A 25,202-nucleotide genomic window follows, 5' to 3' on the forward strand; every position below is an offset into this window, starting at 1 on the left:
ATAAATCGATAATATTATATTTACGCCATTCTAAAGTTAAACAGCCTCATGAAGTGTTTTTGCACCGTTATCTTTATTTTATTTTTTGCTTATTTATCAAGGGCACAAAGTCCATTTTCAAACTTTCCTTCTGACCCTGTTAAAATATATGCTTCAGCTGTAGACCGTCTTCAGTATGATAACTTGATAGAACCTGTAAATGGATTAAAATTATCGGTAAAAGAGATCAGTAAACTTGAAAAATACCGCAAAAAACTTTCCTCTATCGTATACCTGGAGCTTGAATTTAACAATCAGGACGAGCTTAACCAGCTGGTAAATACTCTCAAAGAATTTATTAACCTTAAAACCGTTCAGTTTAACGGCCCTTTTTATTGGAGAGAGAATTCAGTTGAGCAGATGGTACTACCAGAAGCAATTTCGAGAAATAAGCAAATTGAAGCGGTAAAATTTTATGGAAAGGTAAATTTCGACTTGCCTACAGCACTCAATACTTTAAGTAAACTGGACAATTTAAAAAGACTTATTTTTGAATATTCAAATCTTAAAACAATACCTGTTGAACTCCTTCAGATCAAAAAACTTGAAACTTTACAACTCAGCTCATCAATAAAAGAGCTGCCCCAGTGGTTTTCTCGGTTGGATAACCTTCAGTCATTAAAGCTTGTTTTTGATAGTTTAAATTACAATCAGGGATTTGGTATACTATCAAAACTTAAAAATTTAAATTTTTTAGTCCTCGGTTATCCTGTGGTGAAGTATAATATTTCAACGGGTCTAAAAAATAGCAAACTCGAACATATTCAGATTTTTTCAGCGGATTTAACCGATGCGAATAGTTTTTTTCAGGCGATATCTGCCAGTAAAAATTTAAAAACCCTGGAGATAAGGGGTGCGAAATTTGATAAAATGCCAGCCAGCATTTCAAAATTTAAAAATCTTGAAGCATTTAAGATTTATAGCAACGAGGCAATTGAAATGCCGGATGAAATCGGCGATCTGAGCAAACTTAAATTACTATCCATTTCAACGAAAATGAGTGCTATACCCATTACTATTGGAAAACTCAGTAACCTGGATAGCCTGTGCCTGAATTACAATAATTTTTCTGAAATACCTGATGAGTTAGGACGGTTAAAAAAATTAAGATTTTTAGATTTAAGCAGTAACAAATTAAAACTGCTTAACTCCAAAATAGGAGATTGCACGGCTTTGCAACATTTATGGCTTAATGCCAATCCTTTGGTACAATTACCAGCGACAATAGGTAGTTTAAAAAATCTTACTGTTTTAGAAGCTCAATATTGCAATCTTCAATCAATTCCCAGTACGATTAGTAGCTTAACGAAGCTTGAAAGCATTAATTTAAACGATAATCTGATCGGTGATTTTCCAGAAGGCCTGATTTCTCTAAAATCGTTAAAGGTGTTAAATTTTGGTTATAACCAAATTTGCATGCTGCCATCTACAATAGGCAATTTATCACAATTGAATGTGTTGCTGCTAGGTTCAAATAACATTAAAACCCTGCCTGAAAGTATAGGCAAATTAAACGCCTTAAAAAAACTTGATTTAAGTTTCAACGACCTGGATTCGCTTCCCCATGAAATGGAAGATCTTTCTGCTCTGGAAGAAGTTTATCTTTCAACCTCTAAAATAGATGAGGCCAGAAAAAACAGCTATATGAGAGGGATTTACCGAAAAGAAGACCCAAATCCAAAACGGACAATCTCCGTAAACCACTTAAAAAACTTCCCTCGTAACCTCAGTAAATGGGGAAACCTTAAAAAAATATTTTTAAACAATAATACCGACATCAATTCAATACAGGTATTTGAAGGATTGTTTTCTTCTCCATCTAAAGCTTATATTGTTGAACTAGAAAATTGTGGAATACAGGAGTTGCCAGTAGCCGGCTGGAATCATTTTTTTGCCAGTAATTTAAATCTGGGTGGAAATAAGATTTCGATAGTGCCTGAAGATATAAAATCGGCACCATATCTCTATAAAATTAATTTGAACAGGAACAGACTTAAAGCACAACCTGTAAACCTGAATCAATATGTTGATAGTAAATACGAAAAACAACTTTGGTTTATTGATTTGGGGATTATTAATGAAAATGATCTGTCCAAAACAGACTCCATGGTGCTGGCACTAGTGAATAAAAGTAATAATCATTATTATCGAAAAGAATTTAACAGCTCAGTTGATCTCGCAAATAAGGCGATGAAAATTAATGAAAACCTAACCCTATCTAAAATATTCATGAATAATTTAGGTGAAGCGTCTTACGAGATAGGTGAGTATGAAAAGGCAATAATCTATTTAACCAAAGCGATACAACGTGATACTGCAGGAGGAGTAAGGATTATGAACTTCGTTATTCCTGATTTTGAATTCCGTGCCAAGAGTTACCTAAAATTAAAAGATACGGTTAGCGCCATTAAAGATTATGAAACCCTGGCCGAAAATTTTAGTGATAGCTGGGGCGACGTGGGGCTTTTGTACAGAACTATTGGCAATAATGCCGCTGCAGATGATGCGTTTAAAAAAGGGATAAAGAAATATGAAGATCAGATCAGTTATGCAAAAAAAAATAAACAGGCGGCAGAAATGCTGCAGCTAAGTTTACTGGAACTGATGATTGTTAAGGAAGATTTTAAGAATGCTGAAAAATATTCGGATGAGTTGGGGAAGGAATTTAGCGATAATGCCCATAAAACTTTACTCCATTACTTAAAGGCATGTTCGCAAATAGGAAGTGGTTCATTTGATTATTACAGTTTGCCCAAACTCTACAGTGCTATCGCTTTAAATAAAAAATCGATCACGGGTTGGGGTTACGAACTGTTTTTTAAATGGCTAAGGATAACTAAAATCCCCAAGGACAAAGCAATTTCGATGAGAGAAATAACGGATCGCATCAAGCCGTAAATTTAAAAATCAAACTCAATAATATCATCGTCCTTCAGCATACGCTCTACAAACTTCTGGTGGTTTTGTGGCGTGCCGGTAGCCGTCCAGTTTCCAGTGATAATATTGTCTACCAATTGGTGTTTTCCTCGCTGTGGTTTCAGTTTACTCTCGCGGAAAACTTCTTCATAGCTCTCTAAATTAGCATGTGTATGCTGTTTTTTAACGATGCGATAAATCCGCTTGGTGAAACGGCGGTCGCCAATTTCTTCTAAAAAAGGGAAGATAATCAAAGCCAGCATGACCACAATGGTAACACCGATGGCCTGTTCGTAATAACCTGATCCAACAGCCATTCCAATTGCGGCAACTATCCAGATAATACAAGCCGTGGTGAGCCCTTTCACGCGATTTTCTTCTTTGAAAATCACTCCGGCACCTAAAAAACCTATTCCCGTAACAATGTTCGAGGCAATACGGTCTTGACTGGTTGGCCCAATATTGATGGATAAGATGGTAAAAAGAGTGGCACCCAAACCAATCATCATCATGGTTTTGAGTCCGGCAGATTTACTTCTGTATTCCCGCTCAGCTCCGATTATGCCGCAAAGTAGGGTAGCCAATAAAAATTTATTGATTTCACTTTGGGTAATGAAATGGTTTTGGTCTATGATTTCGTTCATTGCCTTGAATTATTAAAGGCAAATTAATAAAAATCATAACATCTCAGGCCATTTGCCCTACCACCATTTGAACTATTTGGAAAATATTTTTCGTAACCCACACCAATTTCAGATGTTCCGCCCGTGTTACTGTAGTTAATTTTAGAAGTTGTAGCATCGTGACTAATCCCTAACCTGAATTTTTCACCATTGGTTCTTCGGTTAAAAATATCGAAGATTAAAGAAAATACAATTGCATCATTTCCATTCGAATTGCCATCGTTGCGATACCAGATACCTGCATTTATTCCGGCATATTTATATTGCATGCCTAAACTGAAAGATTTTACGTTACCTTGTTTGTAAGCTACAATTGAAGGAATCAGGTAATTTCCATCTCGATCGTACTCATCGGGCACCAGGGTTATCTTATAACTTAAATTTCCTGAAATACGCATCGGTAATTTTGCCTGAAAACCCGATAATGATTCATCCGGACGGTTAAGGTGATGTACTGCTAATCCCATCATAAATTTACCCACCACAAGGTTGGCACCAGCATTAGCATCGAAGTAATATCGACTATCTACACTTGGTCTTTCTGCGCCCGAAACACTGCCCGGAATATAACCTGTACCGATATCGATCTGATCGCCAAACACCAGTTTATCCCAATTTAGTTTTTGGTTGGTAATGCCTCCTTGTAAACCAAATGATAAGGCAAAATCGTCTCCACCGATAATATAGGAATAGCTTAGGGCAACGTTGTTCTTTAGCAGGTAGGCCGTGCCCTCGCTGCTGCGGTTAAAAATAATCCCAATGCCGCTGTTTATTCTACTAAGATTGAGATCGCCTGAGGCCGACATGTATGAATAATCGCTGGCCAAACCCGTCCATTGATTACGGTAAAGTGCGTTAAACCTGATATCGCCTTCAAACTGGCCGGTAAGTGCAGGATTTAGATAAATTGGCGCGTTGTAAAACTGCGAGTAAATATAGTCCTGTGCCATGGAAACCATTGGCAGTAAACAAAATAAAAATATTATTGCCCTTCTCCTCATCATCTATCTGATTAAATATATTACACCTGTTTTTTTCGGAGGAGATGAATCGTAGGTCATCCCTTTCCAATCACTTCCATTAATAAATTTGATATCTACTTTCCAGTAATAAACACCCTGTGGCTGATCCTGGCCTTTATAAGTGCCATCCCAACCCTCTGAGGGTGCGCCATCATCCAATTTTGTTGTTTCCCAAATTAACTGCCCCCATTTGTTAAAAATAGACATGTTCCATTCTTTTATACCCCGGCCTTTTGCTTTAAAGGTTTTAATTTCATTTTTCGCGCTTGCTGGCATAAAAGAGTTAGGGATGTTTAAGTTGCCTGGTACACTAATAATTCTAACTGATTGGAAGGTAGTAGCTGAACAGCCCACCTTATTTAATACTTTTAAGGTTACGGTGTAAGTACCTTCGTTGGCATAAGTATGGTTAGGGTTTTGTAAGGTTGATGCCGATCCGTCGCCAAAAGACCATTCCCAGCTAACCGCATCTGTGCTGCTATCTTTGAAGCCAAAAGTATAGTTTGGAACAGTTGTTTCATTACCTGGGGTAACTGTGAATGTTGCTACAGGTGGAGCAGCAATTTTGATAAAATCAGCTATTGTAGTCGTATTGGTACAGCCTTCTGCACTGGTGGCGGTAAGTGTAACAGAATAATTTATACCTGAACCAGTGTAAGTATGTTGTGGTTCAAATTCATTTGAAATTGGAGAGCCATCGCCAAAGTCCCACTGGTAGCCGATTGCACCTGTACTTGTATTTTTAAATTGAACTGCAAATTTGGTGCAGTCAGTTGTTTTATCGGCAGTAAAATTTGCTGTTGGCTGAGCAAGTATGGTTACGGTTTCTGTAGTGAAATTCTTCGAACAATCGTTTTCGGCATCTAACCTGATCGTATATTTTCCCGCTTTGGTAAAAGTATAAGGGAAAACACCGGTTGTATTGGAGGTAAGTTTGGTTATGTCGCCAGTATCTTCGTTGGTAAACGTATAAACGAAACGGCTTGCTCCACTTGTATTGTTCACAAAATTTACGGTGAAAGGTGCACAGCCTTTTTTCTCGGTTCCATTTACCACTAATTCTGGTATAATATTATTAGGCGAAACCACAATAGTGTTAGTAGAAGAGCTTGTTCCGCAGGTATTTTTAGCAGTCATTGTGACGATGAAATTCTTAACCAAAAGCGTGCTAAAAGTATGGCTTACTGTTCTTCTGTCAGGATAAGTTTCTGATGGTGTACCATCACCAAAATCATAAGTATAGTCTGTTCCTGCGCTTTCTGGAGAGGTATTTGTAAAATTAACGAGGAGGTCAGCGCATCCTGTTGTTTTATCAGGAGAAAATATAGCAACAGGTTGTGCATGTACAATAACTGTTGCAGATGTTACAACAGGCGGGCCGCAGGGTATGGTCGTTGTTAGGGTAATGTTATAAGTTTTGTCTTTCCCGGTTGGATCAGCCAGAAAAGTTATTGCTGCGGGTTGCGCCAGGGTAGAGGATTGTCCATTGCCGAAATCCCAGGCATAGGTTGCGCCATTAAGCGGATTGGTCGTATTGGTAAAGGTAACATTAAGCGGTCCGCATCCTTCACTAACACTTGTTGTAAAAGAGGGTGTAATTACTGGAAGCGCGCTAAATATTTCACTTTTTTCATCGGTGTTACAACCCAGACTACTGGTAACAACAAGTTTTATGGTTACGCTTTCATTGCCATTCATAATGGTGTAACCTGGAAATGTTGACCCTACCCCGATTTGTACATTATTGGCAAACCACGTATAAGTGCTGTTTCTGTCGGGATATAACGTTGCCGCAATATTGTTTGCATCTAGAATAAAAGGTGCACAACCAACATTTTTATTATAAGTAATTTCTGCTTTAGCATGTGGATTAACCGTTATCTTAATTTGGTTGCTTAAATTGTTACCGCATGGGCCACTGGTTACCAATCGCCTGTAATAAATGCTTGCACTTGGTGTTGGCGGTGTAAAGCTTACACTGTTTGCCCCCAATACATCGCTCCAGGCAGTTCCATTTAAGCTCGATTGCCATTGATACGCGTAAGTTCCGTTGCCACCACCTGGCGTATTACCTGTTAAAGCTGCCGCAGCTGTGCCGATACAGATGTTTTGATCGGCAGAAATGGTATTGTTGGTTAGGCCTGGTAAAACAGTAACCTGCAAAGAATTACTGATAGAGGTGCAGACGGTGCTGTTCACCAATCTCCTGAAATAGGTAGAAACTGTAGCTGTTAAGGTTAAATCTTTATTAATGGCTGAAGGGATGTTGGCCCATGTATTGCCATCGGCACTGCTTTGCCATTGGTAGTCAAATGTTCCAGCTCCACCAGTTGGTGTATCGCCGGTAATCGTGATGGATTGTCCTTCGCAAGCCGGAGTTGCAGATGCGGAAATATTATTGGTAACTGGGAGATAATAAGTAATGGTTACATCATCGGTAGAGGGAGGACAACCACCGAAACCGGTGATGGTCCATCTAAAAGTATAAGTTTGGCCGGGTGCGAGGCCAGTAACGGTGGTATTGTAAAGTGCAGGATTAGTTATCGTGATACCGGATTGTGCTGACGTTAGCGTCCACATACCACTGTTAGGCGCAGGATTGTTGCCGGCTAAGGTAATGCCGTTACCACTACACAGGCTTTGATCTGAGCCTGCATTTGCCGCAACGGTGCCCGGATTTACAGTAATGGTAGTTGTTGTTGATATGGCTTCTGCACAACTACCGCTTTGTACTACCGCACGGTATTGTGTAGTGATGGTAAGATTAGAAAACACATAAGGATTTGCTGTTGAGGTAATGGTAGACCAGTTTGCCCCGTTATCGATAGATCTTTCCCAACGGATAACATTTCCTACCATCCCAGTTAGATTAATGTTTCCGCCATTTGCACCCGCACATACATTCGCATCTCCGGTTGTGGTACCCCCGATACTGAGCGGATTAACCGTGATTTGAACATCATCACTGGATGTTGAGCAACTGGCATCGCCAATGGTCCATCTTAAAGTATAGGTATTTCCAGCCTGTAATCCCGAGACCGTAGTATTACTCTGTGTATCATCTGCGAATGTTACGGTTGTAGGCGCAGAAACGATAGTCCATTTACCCGTACCCACTACCGGACTGTTTCCTTTTAATGTATAAGATGTGGCATTGCAGACCTCATCATCCGGACCAGCGTTTGCCAATGTTGCATTGGGTAGAACCGTAATCGTAATGGTAGCCGGTGTACCCGGACAGCCGCTTGTAGATATTGGGGTGATGGTATAAGTTACTGTACCTGATGTGGTACCCGAATTGGTTAAAATATCATTAATCTGGGTTTCTGCCGATGCTGCTGCTCTATTGCTGTTACCAGTTATTGCGCCTGTTACCGCACTGGTATAAGTATAATTTATGTCGGCTAGATTTGCTGATAGGGTGATGGCTGATGAAGTGGCATTACAAATTGTTGAATTTGGCGCTGTTGCTGTTGCAATGGGATTAGGCTTAACCACAACAAGTAATAAAAAAGGTGTGCCATCGCATCCTTCTAAATGAGGTGTAATAGTATAGGTAACATTTGCATCTGCATTGAGGTCGTTATTGGTGAGTACGTCGTTAATATCCCCGGTTCCGGTTGTTGTATAACCAGCGGCAGAAGCTGTTCCAGTAGCTGTCCAGGTATAGGTAACGCCTGTTACTGCAGAAGTTGGTGTATAGGTTACATTATTGCCCGTGCAGATGGTTTTATTTGCTGCGCTTGTTAAACTGATGTCTGGCTTTATTTTTAAAATAATTTCATCATCGATCTGGTTACATGGAGCAGCCAGCGCAGTAGTAACCCTTAAGGTTAAAGTGACTATACCCGCTGTTTTTTCGGTTGCGGTTGGGGTGTAGGTTGCGTTTAAATCGTTTCTGCCGGGATTAAATGTCCCCTCGCCCCCAATCCAGCTTTGCGTGGTAGTGGTTCCGGTTACCGTTCCGCTTAAAGTAAAGCTTGGGTCATTGAAGCAGATGCTTTGGTCATCACCAGCATTAACCACAGGTGCTGTACTGAAAGTGAGCACCTGGCTATCAGTTGCTGTTCCACAGTTGTTTTTGTGTATAACGGTTATAGTATAAGTATCGTAGCTATCAAACTTAATGGATGGGTATTTTGTATTCGCCGTTGTGCCACTGGTAAAGCTATAGGTCCCTGCTCCCGATGGTACAACTGTCCAGGTATAAGTGTCTGGTAAATCTTGCGTGGTGCCTGTAATTAACGTTTGGGTTGGTCCCGTTGTGGTATTGTTAAAATCGTAAGTAGCAAGATTACACAGCGTGATATCGGGCGAAAGTGTAGCTGCCGGACTTTCATTTACCACAACAGTTTTTGGCTGGCTTACAACCGGGCCACATGATGGCGTAGAAATGCTTAACGTAATGGTATAAGTGCCAGGAGTGGTAAAGCTGAAAACAGGTTCCTTGCTTGTTGCACTTGTACCTTCTGTAAAATCAACAGCAGGAGAAACAGACCAGGAATAACTGTTGGCCGCATCGCATATGTTATCGAAAACTGAAAGATCAGAAGCTTTTAAGGTTGTTCCGGCACAAATGGTTGTTGATGGTAAATTAAAATCAGGTTTAGGAGGATCCTGGATACAGATGGGGTATGTTACGGCTTCAGCTGGACAAGGCCCCAGGCTTTTAGACTCTAATTTTACTTCATGATTTCCATGAGTTAAAAACTTATGTACAAAAATATAAGATTTAGGTTGGTTTGCCCTAATGAGGACACCATCAACGTACCAGTTAAAGGTTACATTGTTAGGGGTACACGCCGCAGTATTTGTTTCTGGATTTTCGCCTAATGTTGATGTATTTACAAAAGAGATATCAGTATTGGTGCAGCCAATAGGAGTAAAGCTAAAGTTATTTTCAGGTTTTTCAACGACTTTGGCAGATGATGAGACCGGAGTTCCGATTTTGCCGCAAAAATTATTTAGTACATTAATGGATACATCAAAAGCATTGTAAATGGTTCCTGCGCTCGATGTGGAAACACTACCGCAAGACGATCGCGCATAAGTGTGTTTAATTTGTCCATTATTGCTAATAATCTCACAAAGGGTGTAGGTACTTGCAGTCTGGTCTCCCCATGTTATGGAATAAATATCCCCGGGAAAATTGTTTTGAATACCCGAAACTGATGTTACATCAACATTAAATGTAAAGTCTGCAGATGGCAGACATAATACTGGATTTCCAGTGCTGGCAAAAGCTGTTACTGCTTTGTTATTAATCAGCAGATAAGCTTTAGTGGCTACACTTCCATCAGGCATTTTTGCCTTTGTTATGATGGTATAATGTACTTGTTTGGCAATAAAAGTTTGAAGTGGATTGGTGAAATTCAGTGTTTGAGGAGTACCCTGGTTAATTTCGTCAGTTATTTCTGCAGTTACTTCACTGCCAGCTGTAGATTCATTTTCAAGAACGAATGAATTGTCTGGCCGGCTACTACAGGTGCCAAAGGTTTCGTCGTTCGTTGCATTTAGCAATGTTGAGGTTAACTTTGCCTCAACCGCTGTTCCTGCTTTTATTTCAAAAGCCGATGAGGCCGCGCTTACAGATACGGGACTGGTGGATTTTACCCTGATCCTATAGCCTGTGCCGGAAGCAAGTACAGCCGGAAGTTTGCCGTTTACGTAAGTGCTGTAAAACCCTGTATAACTTCCGATGAGGGTTTCGGTACTGAAATCTCCATTTTGATCTGATAAGTAGAGTTGGAATTGATTATCCTGCGATATACAACTAACAGGTATAGTGAAAGGAACAGCAATGGTACTGCCGGGGGTATATGGCCCTGGATCTATTGTGCCAATGCTCACCTGGGCAAAAACGGTTAATTGAGACAGAAGTGCCCCAAAAAATAGAACAAAAGAAAACCATTTCCTTTTACAACGAATCTTCATAGACATCTAACACTAGGGATTGATTTTATTGCGTTCAGGAGACCTTGTCAGTTTAACTTGGTTTATCCAATATCAAAAATGAGTACTAGACCTAAGACACATCAATAAATATACGGTATAAAGAACGTAGTTTATTAATTATATAAGCAAAATTTTACACCAAAACGAACTAAATTTGTAGGTTGTAAAGCCGTTAAAACGTCGTTTTCGCTAGTAATTGGGCATAAAAAAACCCTCAAGGTATTAAACCTTGAGGGAATATTTTACACGAAATGTTTTCGGGATAGAATATTTTACATCATGCCGCCCATTCCGCCGCCGCCCATTGGAGGCATTGGAGAACCACCTTCTTCAGGTTCGTCTGCTAAAACAACTTCTGTAGTTAATAACATCGCTGCAATAGATGCTGCGTTTTCTAAGGCTACACGGCTCACTTTAGTTGGGTCGATAACACCTGCTCCAATTAAGTTTTCGTAAACATCAGTACGTGCATTATAACCGAAATCGGCTGTACCTTCTTTAACTTTTTGAACTACGATAGAACCTTCAATACCTGCGTTTTCGCAAATTTGACGTAATGGCTCTTCAATCGCGCGACGGATGATCTGGATACCAGTGTTTTCATCTTCATTAGCACCTTTTAAGTTTGCTAAAGCTTCAACAGCACGGATAAAAGCAACACCACCACCAGCAACAATACCTTCTTCTACAGCCGCACGGGTTGCATGTAAAGCATCATCAACACGGTCTTTTTTCTCTTTCATTTCAACTTCACTAGCTGCACCTACATAAAGAACTGCAACACCGCCAGCCAATTTAGCCAAACGCTCTTGTAATTTTTCTTTATCGTAATCAGATGTAGTTGTTTCAATCTGAGATTTAATTTGGCTAACACGAGATTTAATATCTTCTGAGTTACCAGCACCATTGATTACAGTTGTATTGTCTTTGTCAACAACAACTTTCTCAGCAGAACCTAAATAAGTTAAATCAGCATTTTCTAATTTATAACCTCTTTCTTCTGATACCACAATACCGCCAGTTAAGATTGCGATGTCTTCTAACATTGCTTTTCTTCTATCACCAAAACCTGGTGCTTTGACAGCAACAACTTTTAACGAACCACGGATTTTATTAACTACTAAAGTAGCTAAAGCTTCACCATCTAAATCTTCAGAAATGATTACCAATGGTTTACCAGTTTGAACAGTTTTTTCTAAAACCGGCAACAATTCTTTCATGTTGCTGATTTTTTTGTCGTAGATTAAAATGTAAGGATTTTCTAATTCAGCTTCCATTTTATCTGCATTGGTAACGAAATATGGAGATAAATAACCTCTGTCGAATTGCATACCTTCTACTGTTTTAACTTCAGTTTCAGTACCTTTTGCTTCTTCAACGGTAATTACACCATCTTTACCAACTTTGCTCATTGCCTCAGCAATTAGCGCACCGATTACTTCATCGTTGTTAGCAGAGATAGACGCAACTTGTTTGATTTTATTGTTGTCTTCACCTACAGTTTGCGATTGTGCTTTTAAGTTTTCTACAACAGCAGCAACAGCTTTATCGATACCACGTTTTAAATCCATTGGATTTGCACCAGCAGCAACGTTTTTAATGCCTGTAGTGATAATTGCCTGAGCCAATACAGTAGCCGTAGTCGTACCATCACCAGCGATATCAGCTGTTTTTGAAGCTACTTCTTTAACCATTTGAGCACCCATGTTCTCAACAGCATCTTTTAATTCGATTTCTTTCGCTACAGTAACACCATCTTTAGTGATTGCCGGTGAACCGAATTTTTTATCGATAATTACGTTACGGCCTTTTGGACCTAATGTTACTTTTACTGCATTTGCAAGAATATCAACACCTCTTTTCAGGGCGTCGCGTGCTTCTACGTTATATTTTACTTGTTTTGACATTATTTTTTAAATTTTGAATGATTGTATGAGAGAATGATTGAATTTGTATTCTTTTCATTCTAACATTATTATTTTATTTGTTGATTAATGCTGAATTTTCTCATTAGAAATTCAGTCATTTAATCCTAAATTATTACCCAACAACAGCGTAAATATCAGTTTCGCGCATAATAAGGTAATCTTTACCTTCATAAGGGAACTCAGTACCGCCGTATTTACCATAAATTACAACATCGCCAACTTTTACACTCGCTTTTTTACCTTCAGAATCTTCTTCAGAAACAGATACTACAGTTCCTTTAGATGGTTTTTCTTTTGCAGTATCAGGGATATACAAACCTGATGCAGTTTTTTCTTCTGCCGCAGCCGGTTCAACGATTACTCTGTTCGAACTGCCAGCAATTGGTTTAAGGTTTAACGCCATAACTTTTATTAATTTTTTATTTTGATTTGAATTTTTAACTAATCATATAATTAACACTTTTTATGCCAAGTGATTTTGAGGGACAAATTTTCACCAAACTGTCAATCTTTTCACACTAATGAAGAATGCGGGTGTCAGCATGGCAGTAAGTTTTAGTTTTTTTGCCAAATTTATATATATCCAGAGTTGACAACTTACCAGCCTGGTATGCTATTAAAGTTGTCGACTCTGTTAGCTAAACCGGCGCTTTTTCTGTCAAATATTTCCAGTACCTTTTGGGTACATGCTGCACATGCAATCTGGTGTTTTTGCGGGCTACAATATTTGCACTTTTAAAATAATCTTTCCAAAGCGTGGCATATAAAGCTTCACCTTCATCCATCAAAATTGATGGAGGGTTTTGTTTATTTATACCGTTAGTAAAACTAATTGTAATTTCTTCCACAGTGGTTAAATTATAGTGCAGGCCATACTTCCGTTTTAAATCATAAATCACCCATTGTTGATCGGCATATCGGTTTTTAAAATGATTGGATATTAAAGGCAAAACATTAAAATCAGGATCGATACTGGCATAAAATATCCCGTCGCCCGTTTTTTGAAAGCGGATAAATGCCTCCATCCTGTGTTTTTCCCGCTCTACACTTTTGGCATATTTAGCTAAGGCAATTACATGTTCGTTGCCATAATTATTTTCGGCACCTAACTGATTTTGAAAAATATATAAGGTAAACTGAAAAAGGTGATTGTAAGCTTCAGGAATTTCTGATAAATAACTGCAATAATATTTGCGCAGCCAATCCTTTCTCAGTTTCTTTTCCAATCCCGCCCAAACCCGGTCGGCTTTTTCCGCATCAGTGGTTACGGTAAAGCTTTCTGCAAAAGCTTCCGGCTGAAACATTTCGGTTGATTTGAGCATCACTTTGCCAGGCTTGCGTTCAAACCATTCAAAAGCGGCAGTTAAAAGCCCTTGAAGTGAACCATCGAATATGTAAGTCATTGGTTGTTTAGTTTAATTGTCATTCTGAACGCAGTGAAGAATCCCAACCCTATGAAAAACAGAACCCGGAATTAGTAAGATCAAAGCAGCTGTTTAATTAATGAACATTGCCAGAACATAACAGATTATTCATCGTTGTTAAGGCTTTATGGCATTCATGCTTGCTTCGCAGGTCTTCACTACATTCAGAACGACAGCGCTTTTAAAACAAAAGTATCTGGTTGTTATCTGTTTTTAAATATTTGCTTTGGCTCTCTGCCAAAATAAAAGCTTTAATCTGAGTACCCTGATAATCTTTGAGCTGATAGGGACTGTCCAGGCAAACAATAAAATGTTTGGCCCGGTTATAAGCCACCCCGATTTTCTTTAATTGATCAATCCTTAGTTTTCCGAATTTTCTGGCCTGTACAATCTTTTTAGCCGACATTACGCCAACACCCGGAATACGAAGAATCATTTTATAATCAGCCGTATTAATATCGACAGGGAAGTGTTGCATGTTACGGATCGCCCAACTAAGTTTTGGATCAATATCCACGTCAAGATTTGGGTTGGCATCATTTAAAATTTCCTGCACTTTAAAACCATAGAAGCGCATTAGCCAATCGGTTTGGTACAGGCGGTTTTCCCTTAACAGCGGTGGCTGTGTGCCTAAAACCGGCATTCGGCTATCGTTACTAATGGGTACATAGCCAGAATAGTATACTCTTTTTAAAGAAAAATTTTTGTAAAAGGCATTAGCAGTATACATAATATCTTTATCGCTTTCGGACGTAGCACCAATAACCATTTGAGTGCTTTGCCCTGCCGGTACAAATTTCGGAATGTGTTTAATTAGTTTTTTATCTGCCGAGAACTGCGCAATCTGCTTTTGCACAAAGTCGAGTGGCTTAATTACGTCAGCATGATTTTTCTCTGGCGCCAAAAGTTTTAAACCAGCTTCGGTAGGCATTTCTAAATTGATGCTCATCCTATCAGCGTAAAGGCCTGCCTCTTTAATCAGTTCATCGCTGGCTCCCGGAATGGTTTTCAGGTGGATATAACCATTGTAATTCTGCTCCAAACGCAATTTTTTTACCACCAGGAGTAAACGTTCCATGGTAAAATCGGCATTTTTAAAAATCCCTGAACTTAAAAACAGACCTTCAATATAATTACGTCGGTAAAAATTCATGGTCAGTTCCACCACTTCATCTACAGTAAAGGCAGCACGTTTTATATCGTTACTTTTCCGTGAAACACAGAACAAACAATCGTAAATACAATGATTGGTTAGCAGGATTTTTAATAATGAAACACATCTGCCATCTTCTGTATAGGTATGGCAAATGCCTGAGGAGTGGCTGTTGCCAAGCCCCTTTGTATCATTCTTTCTCGTGCCGCCGCTTGATGAACAAGAAACATCATATTTGGCGGCGTCAGCAAGAATATTTAATTTTTCACGAATGCGATCAGACATAGGAATTGTTTTACTAACAAAGATAGTTTAATAACTAAAAATATTAGTAAGTTGATTTATCTAATCTATTCGAATTTGGAATAATCGTAATAACTAAAACTGTCAGAAAGATTCAATTTATATTCAGTGGTAGTTGATGTGTAATATTGTTAGAGCCTGCTTAAATTTTATTCAATTACATTACTTCTCCTAATTTGTCACACTGAGCGAAGTCGAAGTGCTTCTCTTAACTATAAAAAAATTGTCTTCGACTACGCTCAGACTGACATACGAAATAATTTTATTTAATTCTTAAACAGGCTCTTAACTTCTGAGAATATTTTAGTTCAGAGAAGAAGTGATCGGCTTCTATTGTGGTTTTTAAGCGGACTAAAACAGTATAAATAAGGATCATTTTTATAAAGCTAAATCCTAATGCATCGTTTTGAAATACTTACTAATAGGTTTTAAAATAGCCCTTTTGTGGGTTATTTGCCTTCCCATTCTTTATAAAAATGTTCCAGGTAGAGCAGCATAAAATTGTGCCTTTCTATTGCTATTGTTTTTCCAGCTTCAGTATTCATCATATCTTTCAACAGTAGCAGTTTTTCGTAAAAATGATTAATCGTAGGGGCTGTTGTATTTTTATAACTTTCTTTGTTAAGGTGCGCTTCTGGTAAAATAGCCGGATCATAAAGCACCCTGTTTTTGAATCCTCCGTAGGTAAATGCCCGGGCAATTCCAATTGCTCCAATAGCATCTAAACGATCTGCGTCCTGTACAATTTGCATTTCTTTTGAAGTAAAACCTTTACCATCAAAACTATTTTTGAACGACATGTTCTGTATAATTAACTTAACATGCGCAATAACCTCATCTTCAACAGCAATAGATGCTAAAAATGAAGCAGCCATGTTTGGCCCCAGTTCTTCATCACCGTTATTGAATTTAGGATCAGCAATATCATGCAGCAACGCGGCAAAAGCTACTACAAGTTCATCACCATTTTCTTGTTGATTAATGGTTTGAGCGGTTTTAAAAACACGTTCGATATGAAACCAATCGTGCCCTGCTTCGGCATTGGCAAGTGTTTCCTGAACAAAATCGATGGTTTTTTGGATGGTCGCCTGCATAGTTCTAAATTTATCCCAAAGGTATTGGAATTATTTGCAGGGTAAAAGAAATGATATCAACAACAACCGGGAATTAACCCACGGACGTTGTTCTGCGTTCATCATCAGCAATAATTTTAATTAAATCATTGTGGTTGAGGGTTAATAAATGAGAGACTTCAACTTCTAAAATTGCTGCGATTTGAAATAAACGGTCGATAGTAAGTTTACTATAGCCCAACTCAATCTTGCTGTATGCATTTTGAGAAATTTTTAATTTCGCCGCCAGATAATCTTGAGTATAGTCTCTGTATTCTCTAATTTTTCTGATATTCCCGGCAACATTCTTTGTCTTTAAAGCCAATACATTTTCCATAAAAGAGATAAATTTTTTAATGTTTTTTATTACGTACGAAACTTTTATTCCTATAGATTTTAAAAATGTAAATTTTTAGCACTATTAAGAATTATACGAACCGGGATAGACGACTAAATATGATAACAAAAAACAGCATAAAATGTTTAGGTGTTTTGTTTTTGCTGATCGTCAGGTTGTTAAAGTGATTTGTTTTTTAGACAGCTGAAAGGGAATGGGAGCGATACGGGATATTTAAAGACATGTGATAGTTGCGGCCAAACCTGCAAGAGAAAAAGATCAGGGTAAGAAATTAACTGTAAAGGTTAATATAACCCCCAGTCGTCTTCAAATTCGTCTTTTTCGAAATGTTTAACCCATTCGATAAAAAGTAGACGAAATTTTTCAATTTCGTCTAAAACAATGTCTTTATATTCTGGGGTGCAGATTTCGAACATATCTGCTGCTCTTACCTGGGTTTCTAATTCACGGCAGTTGGTTCGGATAATAGAAGCATTTTCCATTCTCAAAATATACATATCTGCACCTTCTGCTCCAACAATTTTAGGGCAAAGCATCAGTGCATTCTGCATAATTAAGTTGGCTGTCATTTCGGCCATTTCTCCCTCCAGTGTTTCGCAGAACAGGGCGGCATATTTGTACACAGCTCTTGCCTGGTTGTAAAGACTTTTAGCCCTGGTTACTTTCAGTCTAACCTTTTCGGCATCAACACTTGATAGGTTTTCTTCATCCTCATCATCCCGGCCAAATCGGCTAAAATGCTCCCATTCGGGCATATGATCCATGTCATCAAATTCCATATTTTTCAAAATTTTTACGTTATGGTACGTAAGAGATCGTAATATATTAATTTTCAATGAAAAAGACTAGGCATCAATTAATGGCGCGCGGCGAGAGCCATCATATAACTCATACTCTAATAAACGACAGTCTAGTTTGCCATTATAAAATTCTACTTTTTTAGCAGCTTTTAATCCAATTTTCTTTGCAAGATCAGGATTTCCGGTGAAAATATATCCCGAATAACCTTTACATTTCGTTTTCATAAAATCGCCCATGCGTTTATACGTCAATTCCAGCTTGCTGTGTACACCCAAGCGTTCGCCATATTCAGGGTTAAAAACAACAACCCCTTTGCCATCTTCAGGAACGGGCGTTAATTCAAAATCACAAACTTCGAATTCAATTAAAGTATCAACACCTGCCGTTTTAGCATTTCTGCGGGTTACTTCAACTGCATCTTCCGACAAATCGGAAGCTATAATTTTAAGATCAATATTTTTAATTACCTGGTCTTTTAAAATTCTGCGTTCAGCGAAAAAATCTTCTTCGTTATAACCTAATATATGCATAAAACCATAATTCATGCGGTATAATCCCGGGGCACGGTTGGTGGCAATCAGGGCCGCTTCAATAGCTAATGTTCCTGAACCGCACATGGGGTTAATGAATGGCGATTTTTTATCCCAGTTGGTTGCTAAAATAACCCCAGCAGCCAAGGCCTCTAACATAGGTGCCTTTCCAGGGATTTTCCGGTAACCGTGTTTGGCCAGCGTTTCGCCAGAAGTATCCATAAAAACATCGGCGTCGGCATCTTTCCAGTATAAATGCACCACCGTTTTGTTTGCGTCCGATCCGGAGTTAGGGCGGATGCCTTTTTTCTCTTTCATACGGTCTACAATGGCATCCTTTACTTTTAAGTTTGCAAAAAGCGGCGTGGTAATATTTGGGTTATCAACATTTGAGGTTACGGAGAAATAACCTGAAAAATCAATCAGTTCTTCCCACTCAATAGCTGCAATTTCATTATATAAATCGTCTGGTGTAATGGCTTTGAAACTTTTTATGGCATATAGAATCTGACTGGCGCAGCGTAAGTTCAAATTTAGCTTAATGCACTCTGTAAGGGTAATATTGAGCTCAACACCTGTAGCAAAAGATCGCTCGATGGTATAACCTAAAGCTGTAACTTCTTCTTGTAAGTAAGGCGAAAGGCGCTTATTGCAGGTAATAATTACCTTGCTTTTATTGTGGAAAACTTGCATCATAATATATGCGAAGTTATCAATAAAATTATAGAGATTTGATGTTTATAGTACATTAAGTAGTATTAGTTATGGAAATTAAAGGAAAAGTACACGAAGTGGGTGCCACACAACAAGTAAGTGAAACGTTTAAAAAACGTGATTTAATAGTAGAATACGCAGAAAATCCAACATACCCAGAATATATTCGTTTTGAGGCTTTACAAGATAAAACTGCATTATTAGATACATTTAAGGCAGGAGATGAGGTTGAGGTTTTCTTTAATTTACGTGGTCGCCCTTGGACAGATAAAGCGGGTAAAACATCATATTTTAACAGTTTGGTTATTTGGCGTATCAATGCGGTTGCAGCAGGTGCTCCGGCAGCTACCCCAGCTTATGCAGCTCCGGTTGATGTAAGCAATGCGCCAGGTGAAGATGATGATTTGCCTTTCTAAATAAAGAGTCTTTTTTAAGCAAACAATTTTGAACCATGCCGAGGCTTAGCCTCGGCATTTTTTTTGCCCATGCAAAACTTCCAAAGTTTACCCAGCCTGCACATAGGAAACTTCGGAAATCTTTCCAGCGCTTAGCGCTGTTAAAATATGTTAAAAACAAACACTTGGCTTAGCTATTCAGTATTTTTGATATCTGTTTAGATTTAAGAAGATTATGTTCCGGTTTTTTTAGTTAAAAACCAATCCAGTTCCATGAAGAAAAGAAGTTTTTGGTTAATTACGGTTTTAATGACGGTAGCGCTACTGGGCGTGTTTGTAATGCAATTGTATTACATCCGGGAATCGTATAAACTAAAATCCCAGCTTTTTGACGAACAGGTAAATCAAACGCTAACTTCGGTAGTCAATAAAATACAACGTAGAAATGTTGCCGATCACCTCAACCGCAAAGATGCAGAAAACAAGCTGAAACAGCTCCAGGATTCAAGGCAGCGTGTGCTTGATATTAAAGATTTAAGACAGCAATATGTACAGGAAGCTGAGCTTCGCCAGGTTAAGCGCGAAAACCAGATCGAAAATTACCTTAACCAGCAAGATAGTATTATACGTAACGCTTACCGTGCACCCGATGTAATTTCAGAAAAGGAATACAGTTCTTTAACCTCGAAAAACGGCGATAAGCTCGACCTGCAGATGGATGCTTTCGTGGACATGAAAAGCCTGATTATTAAAGGTTACAGCATGCGCACCAAGCCTTTTTCTACGCCGCCAAAAGCATTCGAGTTTAAAAGTTTACAAAGTTTGCCCGATACCTTAAGGTACCTGGTTTTCGATCCGAGGGATGGTAGCCCGGGTTTTGCCAATGTTCCGAAAATACCAAGCGACTTACAGAAAAAGTTTAAACGGGAAGATGAGATTGCTAAAAAGCAGTTAGAACTAAAAATTGCAGCGCTGGGCAAAGATACTTTTTCGTATACAAGGTTAAGTGTGGTTGAGGATGTGTCTAAAGAACTGCAGGAAACCAATGTGCCAATTTATAAACGCATTAATTTTAGTTCTTTAGACCGCTTATTGAAGCAAGAGCTCCTTGCCAATAATATTTCATTAGTGCCTTCTTACCGGGTTTCGTTAGCCAGAAAAGATTCGACCATTTTTATGGAGGCTTCTAACGTTAAAGGAGAGTTTTTGCCCGAAAATACCTATAAAACACCTTTGTTTGGCAACGATATTTTTCGCGATCCCGGAATGCTCTATGTCAGTTTTCCGAATAAAAATTCGGCCATTATAGCTAATCTAAGTGTTACGCTAGCCTCATCAATTGGTCTGTTGCTGGTGCTTGTTTTTATCTTCTCTTATACGCTTTATGCTATTTTGAAACAGAAAAAACTGTCGGAAATGAAAACAGATTTCATCAATAATATGACGCACGAGTTTAAAACGCCTGTGGCCACTATTATGATTGCCAGTGAAGCTTTAAAAGATCCGGAGGTGACAGAAGATAAAGCACGGTTAAAACGTCTGGCAGGAATTATTTATGATGAAAATGTTCGCCTGGGAAGTCACATCGAACGTGTTTTAAGTATTGCCCGTTTAGAAAAGGGTGAGCTTAAAATGGAGAACACCGAAGTAGACGTGAACGATTTAATTGTGATTGTGTTGGATAGCATGGAATTGCAGTTGCAGAAAAGGAATGCCATTATCAATGTACATACCGATGCAGAAAATGCTGTTGTATATGGCGATGAGCTGCATCTATCCAATGTAATTTATAACCTAATTGATAATGCGAATAAATACAGTAGTGATACCCCGGAGATTACCATTAGGACCCGCAATGCCGGCAAGAATTTAATTATCGAAATAGCTGATAAAGGAATAGGCATGACCAAAGAGCAGTCTAAAAGGATTTTTGATCAGTTTTATAGGGTACCAACAGGTAATTTACATGATGTTAAAGGCTTTGGTCTGGGTTTAAATTATGTTCAGGACATTATTAAAAAACTGAATGGAACGGTTAAGGTAAGTAGCGAAAAAGATAAAGGAACAACCTTCGAAATATCTTTACCTTTATAAAAGCCTGCTTTATTGATATATTAAAATTGAACGGTTTATGGTTTGTATTGTGGCGTATTAATTTAATCTACAGCATCAATTAAACCGTTGTGCATATTCAGAATCAAACTCCCAATGTGGCTAATGCTACTATTGAATAAAAACAAGAAAATGAAAAAAATACTTCTGGTAGAAGACGACCCCAATTTAGGTTTATTGTTACAAGACTATTTGCAGTTAAAAGGCAAGTTTGATGTAGTATTATGCACTGATGGTGAGGATGGATTAAGGACATTTAACAAGCAAAACTTCGATTTATGCATTTTGGACGTGATGATGCCTAAAAAAGATGGTTTTACATTAGGTAAAGACATAAGAAAGGTAAATACACAAGTGCCCATTATTTTTGCAACTGCGAAAACCATGCTGGAAGATAAATCTGCGGCCTATGATTTAGGTGGTGACGATTACATTACCAAACCTTTTCGGATAGAAGAGCTTTTACTGCGTATTAATGCGATGTTTAAACGCGTAGCCAATAAAACAGATAACAGCGATGAGGCCGCCGAAACACAGTTTTCTATCGGTCGATATCATTTTGATTATACTACCCAGATTATTACCGATAACGATCATCAACAAAAACTCTCTACCAAAGAAGCTGAGTTGTTGCGTTTGTTGTGTTTAAAAAAGAATACCGTTTTAACCCGTGAAGAAGCATTGTTAAGCATCTGGCATGATGATAATTACTTTAACGGAAGAAGTATGGATGTGTTTTTAAGTAAGTTGCGCAAGTACCTTAAGGCCGATCCAATGGTAGAAATTATTAACGTGCATGGAAAAGGGTATAAGTTGTTGGTGAGTTAGCACGGTGTTTAAATGTTGTAACGTTCCGCGCTATCGTCATTTCGAGCGAAGAGCAACGCAGTCGAGAAATCTATTAGATGTACCTTTCCAGCGCGTCATCACCCAGGACTTGTTTCAGGGTCTTTCAAGCGAGATTAGATCTCTCCGTCGCGGTTGGGATGACAGGACGAATTAAATATACAAATTCTCCTGAATAGCAGGAATGATTCCGCGTTCCTGCGCCAGTTTAAACAAGGTATCAACTGCTTTTCGGCCTTCTTCGCCAAGGTTTATGCTGTATTTATTCACATATAATTCGATGTGTTTGTACATCACGCTTTCTTCCATGGCCTGGGCATGCTGGCGGATAAAATCGATCCCCGATTGTGGATGTGCAAAGGCAAACTCAACCGACTGGCGGACTAAACGGTTCACTTTTAACTGCAGATCATGGTCTAAATTACGGTTAATTACGATTCCGCCTAATGGAATGGCACAACCCGTTAGTTTTTCCCAATAATCGCCCAAATCAACGATTTTTGTTAATCCCTTATCCTGGTAGGTAAACCTGTTTTCGTGGATAATCAGTCCTAAATCAATCTGTTCGTTAAGCAAAGCCGATTCAATTTCCGAAAAAACAAGTTCCTGTTTGTTTTGTAAATGGGGATAAGCAATTCCCAGCAAAAAATTCGCGGTAGTATATTTTCCTGGTATGCCAATCCTCAGTTCTGAATCTGGTGTTTGGAGTTCAGCATCGTTTTCTCCATTAAAATCCTTTTTACTGATCAATAGTGGGCCTACGCCGAATCCGAGGGCACTTCCTGCATCCAATAAAGCGTATTGATTGGCTACGTATGCAAACGCATGAAAACTTAATTTGGTAATGTCTAATTCGCCCCTGAGTGCCTTTTGGTTTAAGGTTTCTACATCATCGTAAGAAACCTCAAATTCTAATCCTTCCGTATCAATTTTATGGTGAATTAATGCGTCGAAAATAAAGGTATCGTTAGGGCAGGGAGAAAATCCAAGTGTAAGTTTCATCTATTTATTTTTTTGTTTTCAGTTGTTAGATGGAGCCTTTGACAATTAAAGTAATTATTTTAATTGTGTCGGGTTCATAAATCAAAATTAAGTACTGCAGTAAACTAATCAGTCATAATCAATTCATTTCTCCAACAAAAGCGATGGCCCAATCGTTTAAGTTTTTAATGGCCAAACCGATTTTCCAGTTATCTTTATTTCTCGGTTCTACATAATTCGATATACTTCTAATCTGTAAACAATCTATATTTAATTGTTTGCCAGCATAAAAAACAGCAGCACCTTCCATACTTTCGGTAGTTGGATTTAACCTCTTGATTAAATTTTTGATGCTTTTTTCGCTTCCCGTTACACAGTTGACGGTTATGCCTTTTGCTATAGGTAGGTTAAGGTTTTTTTGTGTCTTCGGGGAGTAATGGTTCTCCCCAAAACCTAAATCGCTTATGGTTAAAAATTCGTCGCCATTTTCAGCGCCCAGTTCGGCAAAAGTATCATCGGTAATATTTAATACCGTACCTAAGGCCATATCCCGATCGAAGCTTCCGGCAATGCCGAAATTTACCACAAGGCTATATTTTGATGAAAGATGTTTGCCCAGGGCAAAGGCTGTTGCTACCATCCCAACTCCGGTAATCAGCAAATCGAAATTTTTACTTTCCACAAAATCTCCGTCCGGTAAATTAAAATGCTGGTAAAAGAAGGTAAGCTCTGCTTTTGTGGCAGCAACAATTAAAATTTTCATGCTGTAAAGTTAGCAGATTGTTTTCTTTTAGCTTTGGTCTTTAGTCTTTAAGCTTAAACCTTTATCCGTATATTTGCATTTTATTTTATAGTAATGATTTACATAACGAGAAAAGCATCATTTAATGCGGCGCATAAATTGGCCCGTACCGATTGGGATGATGATAAAAATAATGAAGTTTATGGTAAATGTGCCAATCCCAACTGGCATGGCCATAACTATTGGTTATATGTTACCGTTAAAGGCGAAGTGAATCCGGAAACAGGTTTTCTGGTTGATTTGAAATGGCTGAAAGACGTAATGAACGATTATGTTGTAGATAAGGTTGATCATAAAAATTTAAATCTTGATGTAGATTTTATGAAAGGCAAACTGGCTTCGACCGAAAACCTGGCCATTGAAATCTGGAAACAACTCTGGGCTCCGATTGCAGAGAGCGGCGCGGTTTTACATTGCGTAAAAATCTACGAAACCGAAAATAATTTTGTTGAGTACTTTGGTTAAAAACCTAAATTAATGAGCAATAAAGACGTATTAAAAGGCGAATCGAGAGACGGTTATGTGAAAATAGACCGTTACAATGAAGATAAAATTGAAGCTGTAGCTACACATTATAAAGATATTCTTGGCCATTTGGGCGAAAATCCGGAACGCGAAGGTTTATTAAAAACGCCTGAACGAGTGGCTAAAGCATTGCAATATTTAACACATGGATACGATTTAAAGCCTGATGAAATCCTTAGATCAGCCATGTTCGAAGAGGATTATAGTCAAATGGTGGTGGTGAAAGATATTGAAGTGTATTCGATGTGCGAACACCACATGTTGCCTTTCTTCGGGAAAGCACATATTGCCTATATTCCTAACGGACACATTGTGGGTTTAAGTAAAATTCCTCGTGTAGTTGATGCTTTTGCCCGCCGTTTACAGGTACAGGAACGTTTAACGAACGAGATTAGAGATTGTATCCAAAATACGCTTAGCCCCATGGGCGTTGCGGTGGTGATTGAGTGCAGGCACTTATGTATGTCTATGCGTGGTGTACAAAAGCAAAACTCGGTAACCACAACATCTGCCTTTACAGGAACTTTTTTAAGTAACGATAAAACAAGGTCTGAGTTTTTGAGGTTGATTACAGCGAGTTTAGATTAATAGTATTTAGTAGAA

Annotated in this window: 19 protein-coding genes; 6 read left to right on the top strand and 13 right to left on the bottom strand. The window is 38.6% G+C overall.

From position 1 onward, the window contains the following. Positions 1-48 precede the first annotated feature (48 nt). Complete coding sequence (locus ACUN24_RS05130; protein WP_445561534.1) at positions 49-2,937, top strand: leucine-rich repeat domain-containing protein; 2,889 nt, start codon at positions 49-51, stop codon at positions 2,935-2,937. Positions 2,938-2,939: 2 nt separating this feature from the next. Here ACUN24_RS05130 and ACUN24_RS05135 read toward each other — a convergent pair whose 3' ends face one another. The 11 genes from ACUN24_RS05135 to ACUN24_RS05185 all read right to left on the bottom strand — a co-directional run bounded on the left by ACUN24_RS05135 (position 2,940) and on the right by ACUN24_RS05185 (position 18,917). Then, the gene (locus tag ACUN24_RS05135; RefSeq protein WP_445561535.1) at positions 2,940-3,599 is read right to left on the bottom strand and encodes an MgtC/SapB family protein; all 660 of its coding nucleotides are present in this window, start codon (positions 3,597-3,599) and stop codon (positions 2,940-2,942) included. Between the two features lie 23 nt (positions 3,600-3,622). Beyond that, positions 3,623-4,642 (bottom strand): PorP/SprF family type IX secretion system membrane protein, encoded by a 1,020-nt coding sequence (locus tag ACUN24_RS05140; RefSeq protein WP_445561536.1) that lies wholly within the window; start codon positions 4,640-4,642, stop codon positions 3,623-3,625. Further along, positions 4,643-10,594, bottom strand: a complete 5,952-nt coding sequence (locus tag ACUN24_RS05145) for a PKD domain-containing protein (RefSeq protein WP_445561537.1) — start codon at positions 10,592-10,594, stop codon at positions 4,643-4,645. 293 nt (positions 10,595-10,887) lie between these two features. Further along, complete coding sequence (gene groL / locus ACUN24_RS05150) at positions 10,888-12,522, bottom strand: chaperonin GroEL (RefSeq protein ID WP_445561538.1); 1,635 nt, start codon at positions 12,520-12,522, stop codon at positions 10,888-10,890. Positions 12,523-12,655: 133 nt separating this feature from the next. Then, a complete protein-coding gene (locus ACUN24_RS05155) occupies positions 12,656-12,946 on the bottom strand; it encodes a co-chaperone GroES (protein ID WP_025141798.1) in 291 nt (96 codons plus the stop codon). Between the two features lie 235 nt (positions 12,947-13,181). Beyond that, positions 13,182-13,946 carry a TIGR03915 family putative DNA repair protein gene (locus tag ACUN24_RS05160; protein WP_445561539.1) on the bottom strand — a complete coding sequence of 255 codons (765 nt, stop codon included), beginning with the start codon at positions 13,944-13,946 and terminating at the stop codon, positions 13,182-13,184. A gap of 202 nt (positions 13,947-14,148) precedes the next feature. Then, positions 14,149-15,405 (bottom strand): putative DNA modification/repair radical SAM protein, encoded by a 1,257-nt coding sequence (locus ACUN24_RS05165; protein WP_445561540.1) that lies wholly within the window; start codon positions 15,403-15,405, stop codon positions 14,149-14,151. A 467-nt stretch (positions 15,406-15,872) separates the two neighbouring features. Beyond that, on the bottom strand, positions 15,873-16,517 hold the full coding sequence (locus tag ACUN24_RS05170) for an HD domain-containing protein (RefSeq protein WP_445561541.1): 645 nt from the start codon (positions 16,515-16,517) through the stop codon (positions 15,873-15,875). Positions 16,518-16,590: 73 nt separating this feature from the next. Continuing rightward, entirely contained in the window at positions 16,591-16,872 is a 282-nt protein-coding gene (locus ACUN24_RS05175) for a helix-turn-helix domain-containing protein (protein WP_445561542.1), read from the bottom strand. Positions 16,873-17,177: 305 nt separating this feature from the next. Next, complete coding sequence (locus ACUN24_RS05180; RefSeq protein ID WP_193419536.1) at positions 17,178-17,672, bottom strand: hypothetical protein; 495 nt, start codon at positions 17,670-17,672, stop codon at positions 17,178-17,180. A 66-nt stretch (positions 17,673-17,738) separates the two neighbouring features. After that, entirely contained in the window at positions 17,739-18,917 is a 1,179-nt protein-coding gene (locus tag ACUN24_RS05185) for a THUMP domain-containing class I SAM-dependent RNA methyltransferase (RefSeq protein WP_445565125.1), read from the bottom strand. Positions 18,918-18,988: 71 nt separating this feature from the next. Between ACUN24_RS05185 and ACUN24_RS05190 the strand changes: the two genes are divergently transcribed. The 3 genes from ACUN24_RS05190 (at position 18,989) to ACUN24_RS05200 (ending at position 22,273) form a co-directional block, all read left to right on the top strand. After that, entirely contained in the window at positions 18,989-19,354 is a 366-nt protein-coding gene (locus ACUN24_RS05190; RefSeq protein WP_057933226.1) for a DUF3127 domain-containing protein, read from the top strand. 252 nt (positions 19,355-19,606) lie between these two features. Continuing rightward, on the top strand, positions 19,607-21,427 hold the full coding sequence (locus ACUN24_RS05195) for a sensor histidine kinase (protein ID WP_445561543.1): 1,821 nt from the start codon (positions 19,607-19,609) through the stop codon (positions 21,425-21,427). A 150-nt stretch (positions 21,428-21,577) separates the two neighbouring features. Beyond that, complete coding sequence (locus ACUN24_RS05200) at positions 21,578-22,273, top strand: response regulator transcription factor (protein ID WP_445561544.1); 696 nt, start codon at positions 21,578-21,580, stop codon at positions 22,271-22,273. A gap of 171 nt (positions 22,274-22,444) precedes the next feature. Here the strand turns inward: ACUN24_RS05200 and ACUN24_RS05205 are convergent, their stop codons facing one another. Both ACUN24_RS05205 and mqnB read right to left on the bottom strand, forming a co-directional pair. Further along, positions 22,445-23,293: a menaquinone biosynthesis family protein gene (locus tag ACUN24_RS05205; protein ID WP_445561545.1), complete on the bottom strand. Its 849-nt coding sequence runs from the start codon at positions 23,291-23,293 to the stop codon at positions 22,445-22,447. 118 nt (positions 23,294-23,411) lie between these two features. After that, positions 23,412-24,035 carry a futalosine hydrolase gene (gene mqnB, locus ACUN24_RS05210; protein WP_445561546.1) on the bottom strand — a complete coding sequence of 208 codons (624 nt, stop codon included), beginning with the start codon at positions 24,033-24,035 and terminating at the stop codon, positions 23,412-23,414. Between the two features lie 93 nt (positions 24,036-24,128). On the opposite strand from mqnB, the gene ACUN24_RS05215 reads away from it, so the two are divergent. Both ACUN24_RS05215 and folE read left to right on the top strand, forming a co-directional pair. Next, a complete protein-coding gene (locus tag ACUN24_RS05215) occupies positions 24,129-24,539 on the top strand; it encodes a 6-pyruvoyl trahydropterin synthase family protein (protein WP_029274209.1) in 411 nt (136 codons plus the stop codon). A 12-nt stretch (positions 24,540-24,551) separates the two neighbouring features. Next, positions 24,552-25,187 (top strand): GTP cyclohydrolase I FolE, encoded by a 636-nt coding sequence (gene folE / locus ACUN24_RS05220; protein WP_445561547.1) that lies wholly within the window; start codon positions 24,552-24,554, stop codon positions 25,185-25,187. Positions 25,188-25,202 lie beyond the last annotated feature (15 nt).

Source organism: Pedobacter sp. WC2501 (genome assembly GCF_052682415.1).